The sequence below is a fragment of the candidate division TA06 bacterium B3_TA06 genome, from assembly GCA_005223075.1.
Taxonomy (GTDB): domain Bacteria; phylum Hydrothermota; class Tepidihabitantia; order B3-TA06; family B3-TA06; genus B3-TA06.
Window position 1 is genome coordinate 23,104 of record NJBO01000020.1, and the last position, 10,147, is coordinate 33,250.

Here is a 10,147-nt window from a genome sequence, read left to right on the forward strand (position 1 = left end):
GACTGTCAACCCTCTAACCCCGCCATATCACCTTATAGCGAACAGCTCACGGCTGACAGCTGACGGCAAGAGCGCGCTGACGCACGCATTGCAAAGATCAAATTTCAAATATCAAAATGAAACGGGGCAGACAGCTCACGGCAGACAGCAGGGAGGCGACTTCGTCGCCAATGCAAAAGTCAAACTGCAAATTGGCTCCGCAAGCGTTGTCCTTCGGTGCCACGCCTCTTCGAGGCTCGCAATGACGTCTTTAATCTACACCCTTGTTATCCTACTCACCCGGTTGACAGGCGGGGTTAAGCACCTATAATCAGGGATAATTCAAGGAGGAACAGTTGGCGCACGCGTACACGCCGGGTCTTAAGGTAACGGCCAAGACAAAGATAGCAAAGGAGCGCAGGCTTCCACTGAAGGGTGAGGTTGTGGTCGCCAAGGGCCAGAAGGTCACGGGCGATACGGTGGTTGCCCGCACAGCACTTCCCGGTAACGTAGCCACGCTCAACGTGGGTCAACTTCTTGGCGTTCTGGCTTCGGACATCCCGGAACTTATGATTAAAAAACCTGGGGAGCCAATCAAGAAGGGTGAGATGATCGCTCAGACCAAGGGGCTTTTCGGTATCTTCAAGTCTAAGGTCGCCTCGCCTATCACAGGCGAGATTGAGAGTATCTCCCCGATAACCGGGCAGGTAATTATGCGCGAGCCGCCTCAGCCGGTTGAGGTAGACGCCTACATGGACGGCGAGGTTGTTGAGGTTTTCGCAAATGAAGGTGTGATCGTTGAGACCACGGGCAGCCTGATCCAGGGCATCTTCGGATTCGGCGGGGAACGCCGCGGTAAGATAAAGCTCCTCGCCTCCAGCCCTGATGAGGTGCTTGACGCGTTCGGGCTTACCCCTGATATGAAGGGCTGCGTGGTAGTAGGCGGTTCGCTCGTGACCGCCGAGGCGATTCAGCGCGGAGAAGAGCTTGGCATCTGCGGGTTAGTGGTCGGCGGAATCGAGGACTCCTCGATCAAGAAGGTTCTGGGTTACGACATAGGCGTGGCCATCACGGGTTCTGAACCGATTTCTCTTTCAGTTATAGTAACCGAGGGTTTTGGAAAGATGCCTATGGCTCCGCGAACATTTGAGCTTCTTTCCGAGCTTGACGGGCAGCGTGCTTCGATAAACGGTGCCACTCAGATCCGTGCGGGCGTGATACGTCCTGAGATCATAGTGCCGCGCGAAGTCACATGGAAAGAGCGAAGCAAGGGTTCGCTTGAGGAAGGACTCAAGGTCGGGATGCAGGTAAGGATTATCCGTGAGCCGCATTTCGGCGCCATAGGCACGGTGGTCGGCCTGCCGGTCGATCTTGAGGAGATAGAGACCGAATCAAAGGTCAGAATCCTGGAGGTGGAGCTTGCAGGAAAAGAACGTATACGTTTGCCGCGCGCCAATGTCGAGATTATCGAAGCTTAGTAACGCCGGTCTTAAGACCGGTATTTTATTCCTTTTATTGAGCGGGGCTTTCTTGATGCTTGCTGCGGCGCAGGGTTATGCCTCGCTTAAGATCGCTGCTGGTGCGCGGGAGGCCGCGATGGGGGAGACAGGAGTGGCCGGAGCCTCATCTGCAGATGCACTTCGGTGGAATCCTGCCCTTATGGTCAAGGGAGCTGGCATCGAAGCCTCCATGCATCATACCCTCTGGTTTCTTGGCACCTCTCAGAGCTCGCTTCTTATCAAGCGCAGGCTGGGTCGGTTCTCGATCGGTGCAGAGGCGATCTACTTTAGTAGCGGTGAGATAGAGTTACGCGACAGCATCAGCTCTCCCGACCCACTGGGCAGCTACCACTTTGCAGATCTCTCCCTGGGTTTAGGGGCAGGTGTTGAGGTAGTTCGTGGGACACGCATCGGGTTTGTTGCTCGATACTATCATGAACGTCTATGGAGTTACTCGGATCATACCTGGGGGTTTGACGTGGGACTGAACTATGCCCCATTATCTGGTTTTGATCTGGGGGCCTCGGTGCTTGATTTTGGCTTTGATATGCACCTGGATGCAGAGGGCTTTAAGCCGCCTATGACCATTCGGGTGGGCGGTGCCTACGCTCACGATTGGACCGAGGAGTTTGCCACGGTCCTCAATCTGGATTTCCTTTACCGTCCTTATGACAAGGAGCCAGGGCTGCGAACCGGATTGGAGGCAAAATTTTTCAATATCCTGGCCCTGCGTGCCGGAGCCAAGCTCTTGTATATGGATGAGGATCTGAAGCTTCTCTCACCTTCGGAGCTTCTTACCTTTGGGCTGGGGGTACAGCACAACTGGGTTTCACTGGACTACGCCATTGTTCCTTACGAGCGGCTGGACCTCGGGCTGACGCATCGGATAAGCCTCAACCTTGCATTTGATTGATGGCAGAGTTTTTGCTTGATTTCGAGAAACCCATAGTAGAGCTTGAGAAGCGCATTGAGGCATTGAAGGGTCTTGAAGGGGTGGATGGTGATATAGCCAGGCTAGAGAAGCAGGCTGAGAAGCTGCGCCGCAAGGTCTACTCCCGGCTTACCCGTTGGCAGATAGTCCAGCTTGCGCGTCATCCCCTCCGTCCCTACACCCTTGATCTGGTTCCCTATATTTTTACCGATTTTACCGAGCTTCACGGTGATCGTGGATTTGCCGATGATCCGGCGATTGTGACCGGTATAGCTCGTTTTCGTGGGCGCTCGTTGGCTTTGGTCGGGCATCAGAAGGGGCACGACACCAAGGAGAGGATTCGACGCAACTTCGGGATGCCACATCCAGAGGGTTACCGCAAGGCGCTGCGCATCTACAAGCTGGCTGAGAAGTTCGGTATGCCCATCATCAACTTCGTAGATACCCCTGGTGCTGATCCCGGGATTGGTGCTGAGGAACGCGGCCAGTCCGAGGCAATAGCCCGCAACCTTCAGGAGATAGCGATTCTCAGAACCCCTATCCTTGTGATAGTTACCGGTGAGGGAGGCTCGGGCGGCGCTCTGGCCATTGGGATTGGCGACCGCATCTATATGCTTGAGTATTCCTTCTACTCGACGATCTCGCCTGAGGGTTGCGCCTCGATCCTCTGGCGTGACAGTGCCAAGGCCCCACAGGCAGCCGAGGCCTTGAAGTTCACAAGCCGCGATAACCTTGATCATGGGGTTATAGATGGGGTTATCCCTGAGCCCCCGGGAGGCGCTCATCGCGACTGGCAGCACACAGCCAAGTTTATAGGTGATCAGATCGCCCAGGCCCTTGCGGAACTTGAGGGGCTTTCTCACGAAGAACTGATTGCCAAACGTATCGAGAAGTTCCGCAAGGTGGGTAAGTTCAAAACTATCCGTTAATCTATGTGGTTCTGTGAGGGCTACTCGGAGGAGTAATTAATGAGGCTTGACGGAACCCTTGAGGATTACCCGCTTTCCGATATCCTGCAGCTTATCTTTATGGGGAACCGTTCGGGCATACTGCACCTGTACTCGGGCGGTGACGAGGGAACTGTGGTCGTCGGTGATGGCCTCATAAAGTACGGGAAGACCCGGAAACTCTCAGGATTGAAGGCGGTTAGGACGATACTTAGCTGGCGCAGGGGCAAGTTCGTCTTCGATACCGAGGAGAGGGTTGAGCTCGGGGATGAGACGCGAATCAATTTACCCATACAGCAGTTTATCCTGGGGCTCTCTGCCGAGATGGACGAATTCGAGAATCTTATGAGCAGGATAGGTGGTCCTGATCGTCGCTTGATGCTTGTGCCCTTGGCACCGCAGTCTAAACCCGTAACACTTTCGCCTACCCAGTGGCAGGTGGTGGTTCACATGGGGGATGTTCCCACCGTCGCCGAGCTTCAGGGCCGCTTGGCCCTTGCCGAGCGCGATCTGTTGCGCGTGATCGTTGATCTGCGCGACCGTGGGCTCCTGACGATAGAATAATTTATGCTCCTTTTACCCTTCGGGTAAAAGATCGCAAGAGGTAGGGGCACGGCATGCCGTGCCCCTACAGTTTTGATTTGTCAGTGTTATCCTATCTTTCCAGATAACCTTTGGTGAAGACGTTTGCCGGTATTGATACCCCGAGCTGGATGTTGGTGATAACGAACTCCGACCAGGTGTTTTTACGCAGCTTGTTCTCCATCTTGATTCTTGTCGGGTAATTCTTACCGGATACCCTTTTCCATTCCAGTATCTGCACGTCCTTCATGAGCCTGCCGCTGCGGGAGTAGTACTCTGCTTTAAGGAATATGAAACTCGATTTATCAACCCACAGCTTCTGGGTGTAGTAGGAACCTTCCGCACCTTCTTTAAGTGAAAGCTTGAGAACGTAGCAGTTCTTGTCTCCAACCTTTTCTTCTCCTTCCAGTACCGCGTCGTAGTTATTAGCCAGCTCTTCGTTGGACACCGCATCCTCGTATGAGAAATCCGACCCCATGAGTGAACCGCGCATGGCGTGTCCTGCAATCTTGACAGCCTTGCCTACGTTTGGCAGGTACATCCAGAATTCATCTGCCAGCTTGAGGAACCGGGTACCCTTATCTCTTGAGGGTGAGGTGAACTCCATATAGGCTTTGTCTTCGCCCTTGGAATAACCTTCGAATTCCTTGGTGCGTACCGAGCCGGAGATGCTGATTTTAAGCTCGGCTGAAAACTTCATGGATGAGGCAACCATGTTGGCATCAACCTTGTCCAGTATCTCAGATGCGGTTAGCGCCTGAAGCGAGGTGAATATTCCGGATATCACCAGGATCATGACGGTCAAAGTGATTAGTTTTTTCATCATTTCTCCTTATTGAGATTCATTTCCAGTCTACTTTTCTTCACCCCATCTGTCTTAAGCACTTTCTGTTTACGTCTTCTAATATACGTAGCGCGGAGCTTTAGCTCCGCTGCGAGACTGAAGTCTCGCACTACATGTGCAATAGATACAAGGATTTTAGCGTTGTTTGGGGTTATTCGATAGCCTTCTATGGCGTTATCGAAATCCATCATACTCTTCTGAGCGCCTGGGCAGGCTGAACCTTGGTGCCCTGGCGGGCCGGGTAAAGTGCGGTAAACGTGGCTATGAACCAGCCGAACAGGAAGCAGGCTAAAACAACACCGGGGGTGAGGTTCAGCTGGATGATAGGATTGATGTAGATCGATCCCAGGTCCTGACCAGACAGGGAGGAGAAGTTTACCTCTGGTGCAACCAGGACTAGAACCACTCCCAACACCGCGCCGATGAGGGCCCCGAACAATCCAATCATCGATGCCTCGGCAGTCAATAGCCACAAGATGCGGTTTCCGCGCATACCCATTGCCTTGAGGATGCCTATTTCCTTGATACGCTCAAATACAGCCATGAGCATGGTGTTGATGATGGTGGCCGAAGCGATAAGAAGGATAATGGCGTATATCACCCAGTAAATCCTGAAAACCACATGCAGGAAACCCAGGACATCATCCTGCTGCCATGGTACGAACTCGAGGCCCATTGCATCTCCTGCATCCTCCTGCCAGGCAGATGCCACTTTCTCGGAGTTATCCTTGGTATCAAGGAGAACCAGAACCTCGGCTGCCCTGCCCTTGAGGTCGAGAAGCTGTTGCCCGGCAGCCAGAGGGATATAGAAGGCGTTGTCGTCAAGGTTGGCCTGGCCAATTTCAATGATGCCTTTTACGGTAAGGTTAGCACCCGAGGGGGAACCGAAGGCGTCGGCGGTGATTATTACCAGGGAATCACCTATCTTAAATCCCAGCTCCTCGGCCAGGCCCTTGCCGATGAGGATTGCTTCGTCATTCGCAGCGAGGTAGGCACCTTCCACCAGATATCTATCATCGGACAAATCGAGGAAGTCTTTCTCCCGCTCCACGTCTATTGCTGTACCAAATGCCGGCTTGGAGTTTTCGTCCTTGGAAAGCAGTACACCAAAAGGGATGCGATAGGTGTAGGCTGTTACCTCAGGAGTGGTCTCAACCATCTCCTCTAATTCAGGTGTGATGAATACCGATTCCTCAAGAGGAGACAATCTTTCCCGGCGTAGATATTCTGGAGTGACTACGCGTACGTGGCCGGACTTGATGCGAGCCGTGTTTTCAATCATGCTATCAACAATCCCGGTGATAAATGCCTGGGCGTAGATGATTAGCATCACCGCGATGATTATGCCGACGGCGGTCAGGACGGAGCGGCGTTTGTTTCTCAGAACGTTCCGGAATGCCAGTTTCAGCAGCATCTTATCCTCCTGGGGATAATAATAGGTAACCACAAAGGCACTGAGGCACAGAGAGGAATTAATGAAATCGAAGTCACTCTGTGTCCTCTGCGGTTCTCGGTGTTCTCTGTGTCGAATAAGATTTTCATTTCGTCTGTAAGGAGTTCTAATCTGTGCAATCTGCGAAATCTGCGGTTTTTCATCTCTTCTCCTATGTGCTGCGCAGCGCTTCTGAGGGTTCTATCCTGGTTGCCTTGCGTGCAGGGATCAAAGTGATTACTGTGGAGATGATCCAGCCCAGGAAGAAGGTGAACGCCATGTATCCGAAGTTGTACTCGCCCCTGAAATTAAGATTCATAGGCATGGGCATCTCGAAGTTGCCTATCAACGAGGTCATATCCATGCCTACTTCGGTCAAGAATATGACCACTCCAAGCCCCAGTATCACTCCAACCAGGCCGCCTAAGAAACCGATGACCGAACCTTCCATGAGCATCATCCACCGGATATTTCCTTTACTGAATCCCATGGCGCGCATGGTGCCCAGTTCAGGAATACGTTCGTAGATCGAGAGTAGCATGGTGTTGACGATTCCCACCAGAGCGATAACGATGACTATGAGTGCGATCAAGTATCCCACCGATTGTTTCTGGCCGGAAATCTCGAACAGGGTTGCATTGAGGTCGAGCCAGGTGTAGAGTTCGTATTTGCTGCCCAGGTCTTTATTGATTCGCTGCCCCAGGGTATCGAGTCGTTCAAGATCTTTGGGATTGCCTTTGATGTGCAGGTTGATCTCTGATGCGGCATCGGGTGCCTCGAGTATTACCTGCGCCTCAGCCAGGGAGATAAATATGGCGTTACGGTTGATTACGGGATTGGACGTATTTACGATTCCTGTTATCTCGTACTCCCGTACATCCATTACCCCGCGGCGGGACCTGGTCTGGATAAGGACGTAATCGCCCAGTGCAACGTTTAACTCCTTGGCCAACCCCGAACCTATCACCAGGTCGCCGTCAGCGGCAAGGAAGCGGCCTTCATCGATGTAATTTTCGAGCTCGAACACCTTTGCGTCCATCTCAGGATCGATACCTACACCAAACGCGAAAAGCTCGGCCTCAGGGGCTATGGCGAATACTGCGAAGCGCAGCCGAGGGGTTGCGGAGATGACATCGGCATAGCCACCTTCCAGCTTGGTAGATAGTACCGAGGCGTCCTCGATTAAGGTATCAAGGGGGAAAAGGAAGCGGTCCTCAAAAACACCGGTAGGATAAACCACCAGTTCGGAGTTGTCGGTTTCCAGGATGTTGCGTATGCTCTGATTCTCAACCCCGCCGAACATGGAGTCTATCATTATCATGAACATGAGCCCCACGCCGATGGCCACCGCGGTGATCAAGGTTCTTCTCGTGTGGCGGAAGACGTTGCGTACTGCTAACTTGAACAGCATGACTACTTCCCGGACTTTGTGTTACGGGTTGTGTTACGGGAATCGGAGGCTACCTTGCCGTCCTTTAGGAGTATCAGGCGGTGGGCAAAATCCATGACCATCTTGTCGTGGGTGGAGAAGACGAAGGTGGTGTTCTTTTTCTTGTTTAATTCTTTCATGAGTTCCAGGGTCTCCATGCCGGTGGTGGAGTCCAGGTTGGCGGTAGGTTCGTCTGCCAGAACCAGTTTGGGTTCCTTGATCAAGGCCCTGGCAATGGCAACGCGCTGCTGTTGTCCACCCGACATGGCAAGAGGACGGCGATAGATGTAATCCTTGAGGCCCACATCGATCAGTAGCTGTTCTACCGTCTCCTTGCGCTTGCGTTTACTCCATTTGAGAAGGATCAACGGTATCTCCACGTTTTCGAACGCAGTAAGCACCGGGATCAGATTGAACGACTGGAACACGAACCCTATGGAGTTCTTACGCAGTTCGGCACGTGCCTTGTTGCTCAAATCGGCCAGGTCGGTGCCGTTAAGCGAGACCGTGCCAGAGGTAGGCACGTCCAGACAGCCGATGATGTTTAATAGTGTGGTTTTGCCTGAACCTGAAGGACCGGCGATGGAAAGGAACTCTCCCTCGGCTATCTCCAGGTCAACGCCACGCAGCGCCTTGGTTATGACCTTGCCGGTCTTGTAGTCCTTGGTCAGGTCTTGGATGGTTAAGAGGGCCATTGTTTCTCCTTTGCTGCGTTATTTCTTCTCCAGCCCCTTAAGGATGAGATCAACGTATTCCTCAATCTCATCGTCAGTGAGCTCTCTTGTTTTCAAATACTTGGTGATGAACTTGCTGCCCTGCAGAAAGGCGAGGCTGAACATGTACCATACAGCCAGCTTGGGGTTTATGGGACGGATCTCGCCTTTTTCCACGGCCTGGGCAATTATCTGTTCCATGTACTTTATGGACTGGCCCATTGCCGATTCCAGCTTGGGCGATAGCCCTGGCGAGCCGCTGTCTATCCATTCCCTGGTGAAAAGTTCAATAGCGGTATTTTTCTTTTTTGCCAGTTTCATCTTGGCTTTGGCCAGGGCCAAGAACCTGTCGCGTAACGAGGCGCTGGGGTCATCAATCCTTTTTAACAATTCCAGCAAACCTACCGCGCTTTCGATCAGTGTTGCCTGGTAAAGTCCCTGCTTATCTTTGTAATAGTAGTAGATATTGGGCGAGGTGACGCCTGCTTTATCGGCAATATCCCTGATCGAAGCGCCTTCAAATCCTTTCTGAGCAAACAGTTCAGTGGCGGCATCCAGAATCTTTTTTCTAACCTCACCGCGCTTGCGGCGCTTCTGGTCTGACTCCTTACGGGTAATTAATTTGTTCTTCATCTCTCCTTCCTTCAATTTGGGCGAATCGGCTGTCAGCTGAAATACCCTACGAGGTTTTGAACCTTGTGCCATATACCTTCCTTGGGAAGTCACCCTTTGCATACTCAACCTTACGTTCCCTTTTCACAATAACTTCATCTGCATACGCCTCTATTACCTCCCCTATGATCAGACTCTTATCCCCGGTTTCTATCTCATGATCGAGCTTGCATTCTATGTGAGCCACACATTCATCTATAATTGGAGCTTTTACCGCGCGTGCCGGTTTCGGGGTCAGGCCTGTTTCTTTAAATTTATCCACCTCATGACCTGAATGGAGACCGCAGTAGTATATCTCCGGCTTCAATCCCGAGGTGGGCACATTTATGACGAACTCCTTGGTTGAGGTTATCAGTTTATAGGAATAAGAACCCCTCCCTATAGCGCACGCTATCAGAGGGGGGAGTTTGGAGACGGGCATGCAGAAGCTAAGGGCTATGATGTTTGATTCCCCGGCAATATCACCGCACGTTATAAGGTAATGCCTCATCGGCCACATGAACTCCAGATATTCAACATCTACCTTCATTTTATCTCCTATCGGCATTGGCTTTTATCTCAAGCATCATTCCCCCAAGATCCAATCTCTTTAACGAACGTTAGGTAAATTATAGGAGGATTTTTGGATCTGTCAAGGTGTTTTAACGAATGTTAATTAAAATTCGCCTGCCAGTGGGTTTTTAGGGGTTTTCTCCGAAAACAATCATGTTTTGAATTTGAAGTGGGGTGTTAGGGATAGACTAACTGAAGTCAATGTCCGCTACAGGTACGTCATCCTCAATCGTCCTGCCTTTTGCCTTCTTGTTTTGCGAACATGTACTATGCAGCTAACTGCGTCTCATGTTAGCCCTCTTAATTTCGTTTCCCCTTTAGCGCACGCGGATGAGCTTTCTTGTAGCCGTATGGTTCCCTGCCTCCATCCTGATGAAGTAGACGCCAGTGGCCACAGCTCGACCGAGATCATCTCGACCATCCCAGGTTATAGCATAATGACCCGAGGCCTTGATACCAGAGCTCAGGGTCTTCACTGGCCTGCCCGAGACATCGTAGACCTTCAGGTTGACCAGGCCTGAATGGGCAAGCGAATAGTAAATATCGGTGGAAAGCTTGAAGGGGTTG

The 10,147-nt window shown here is 51.9% G+C and carries 12 protein-coding genes; 4 read left to right on the forward strand and 8 right to left on the reverse strand.

Annotated elements, in window-relative coordinates:
* Positions 1 to 335 precede the first annotated feature (335 nt).
* The 4 genes from CEE36_09870 to CEE36_09885 are packed head-to-tail and all read left to right on the forward strand — an operon-like array spanning position 336 to position 3,920.
* Complete coding sequence (locus tag CEE36_09870) at positions 336 to 1,457, forward strand: hypothetical protein (GenBank protein ID TKJ40158.1); 1,122 nt, start codon at positions 336 to 338, stop codon at positions 1,455 to 1,457.
* Positions 1,435 to 2,391 carry a hypothetical protein gene (locus CEE36_09875; protein ID TKJ40159.1) on the forward strand — a complete coding sequence of 319 codons (957 nt, stop codon included), beginning with the start codon at positions 1,435 to 1,437 and terminating at the stop codon, positions 2,389 to 2,391. The genes CEE36_09870 and CEE36_09875 overlap by 23 nt, the downstream gene beginning before the upstream one ends.
* Positions 2,391 to 3,338, forward strand: a complete 948-nt coding sequence (locus tag CEE36_09880; GenBank protein TKJ40160.1) for an acetyl-CoA carboxylase carboxyl transferase subunit alpha — start codon at positions 2,391 to 2,393, stop codon at positions 3,336 to 3,338. Before CEE36_09875 ends, CEE36_09880 begins: the two co-directional genes overlap by 1 nt.
* A gap of 39 nt (positions 3,339 to 3,377) precedes the next feature.
* Positions 3,378 to 3,920, forward strand: a complete 543-nt coding sequence (locus CEE36_09885) for a hypothetical protein (GenBank protein ID TKJ40161.1) — start codon at positions 3,378 to 3,380, stop codon at positions 3,918 to 3,920.
* 91 nt (positions 3,921 to 4,011) lie between these two features.
* On the opposite strand, the gene CEE36_09890 is transcribed toward CEE36_09885, so the two are convergent.
* The 8 genes from CEE36_09890 to CEE36_09925 all read right to left on the reverse strand — a co-directional run.
* Positions 4,012 to 4,764, reverse strand: coding sequence for an outer membrane lipoprotein-sorting protein (locus tag CEE36_09890; protein TKJ40162.1), 753 nt, complete (start codon positions 4,762 to 4,764; stop codon positions 4,012 to 4,014).
* A complete protein-coding gene (locus CEE36_09895) occupies positions 4,761 to 4,970 on the reverse strand; it encodes a hypothetical protein (protein ID TKJ40163.1) in 210 nt (69 codons plus the stop codon). Before CEE36_09895 ends, CEE36_09890 begins: the two co-directional genes overlap by 4 nt.
* Positions 4,970 to 6,196, reverse strand: a complete 1,227-nt coding sequence (locus CEE36_09900; GenBank protein TKJ40164.1) for a hypothetical protein — start codon at positions 6,194 to 6,196, stop codon at positions 4,970 to 4,972. The genes CEE36_09895 and CEE36_09900 overlap by 1 nt, the downstream gene beginning before the upstream one ends.
* Positions 6,197 to 6,386: 190 nt before the next feature.
* On the reverse strand, positions 6,387 to 7,625 hold the full coding sequence (locus tag CEE36_09905; GenBank protein ID TKJ40165.1) for a hypothetical protein: 1,239 nt from the start codon (positions 7,623 to 7,625) through the stop codon (positions 6,387 to 6,389).
* A gap of 2 nt (positions 7,626 to 7,627) precedes the next feature.
* Positions 7,628 to 8,338 carry a lipoprotein-releasing system ATP-binding protein LolD gene (locus CEE36_09910; protein TKJ40166.1) on the reverse strand — a complete coding sequence of 237 codons (711 nt, stop codon included), beginning with the start codon at positions 8,336 to 8,338 and terminating at the stop codon, positions 7,628 to 7,630.
* A gap of 18 nt (positions 8,339 to 8,356) precedes the next feature.
* On the reverse strand, positions 8,357 to 9,091 hold the full coding sequence (locus CEE36_09915; GenBank protein ID TKJ40167.1) for a hypothetical protein: 735 nt from the start codon (positions 9,089 to 9,091) through the stop codon (positions 8,357 to 8,359).
* On the reverse strand, positions 9,036 to 9,575 hold the full coding sequence (locus CEE36_09920; GenBank protein ID TKJ40168.1) for a hypothetical protein: 540 nt from the start codon (positions 9,573 to 9,575) through the stop codon (positions 9,036 to 9,038). Before CEE36_09920 ends, CEE36_09915 begins: the two co-directional genes overlap by 56 nt.
* 322 nt (positions 9,576 to 9,897) lie before the next feature.
* The coding region (locus CEE36_09925; GenBank protein ID TKJ40169.1) for a hypothetical protein at positions 9,898 to 10,147 on the reverse strand (250 nt) is incomplete at its 5' end.

What these genes read in the sequence shown, in the direction of transcription:
- CEE36_09875 (TKJ40159.1), top strand. Translation starts at nt 1,435, where the DNA reads ATGTCGAGATTATCGAAGCTTAGTAACGCCGGTCTTAAGACCGGTATT.
- CEE36_09880 (TKJ40160.1), top strand. Translation starts at nt 2,391, where the DNA reads ATGGCAGAGTTTTTGCTTGATTTCGAGAAACCCATAGTAGAGCTTGAG.
- CEE36_09885 (TKJ40161.1), top strand. Translation starts at nt 3,378, where the DNA reads ATGAGGCTTGACGGAACCCTTGAGGATTACCCGCTTTCCGATATCCTG.
- CEE36_09890 (TKJ40162.1), bottom strand. Translation starts at nt 4,764, where the DNA reads ATGATGAAAAAACTAATCACTTTGACCGTCATGATCCTGGTGATATCC.
- CEE36_09895 (TKJ40163.1), bottom strand. Translation starts at nt 4,970, where the DNA reads ATGGATTTCGATAACGCCATAGAAGGCTATCGAATAACCCCAAACAAC.
- CEE36_09900 (TKJ40164.1), bottom strand. Translation starts at nt 6,196, where the DNA reads ATGCTGCTGAAACTGGCATTCCGGAACGTTCTGAGAAACAAACGCCGC.
- CEE36_09905 (TKJ40165.1), bottom strand. Translation starts at nt 7,625, where the DNA reads ATGCTGTTCAAGTTAGCAGTACGCAACGTCTTCCGCCACACGAGAAGA.
- CEE36_09910 (TKJ40166.1), bottom strand. Translation starts at nt 8,338, where the DNA reads ATGGCCCTCTTAACCATCCAAGACCTGACCAAGGACTACAAGACCGGC.
- CEE36_09915 (TKJ40167.1), bottom strand. Translation starts at nt 9,091, where the DNA reads ATGCAAAGGGTGACTTCCCAAGGAAGGTATATGGCACAAGGTTCAAAA.
- CEE36_09920 (TKJ40168.1), bottom strand. Translation starts at nt 9,575, where the DNA reads ATGCCGATAGGAGATAAAATGAAGGTAGATGTTGAATATCTGGAGTTC.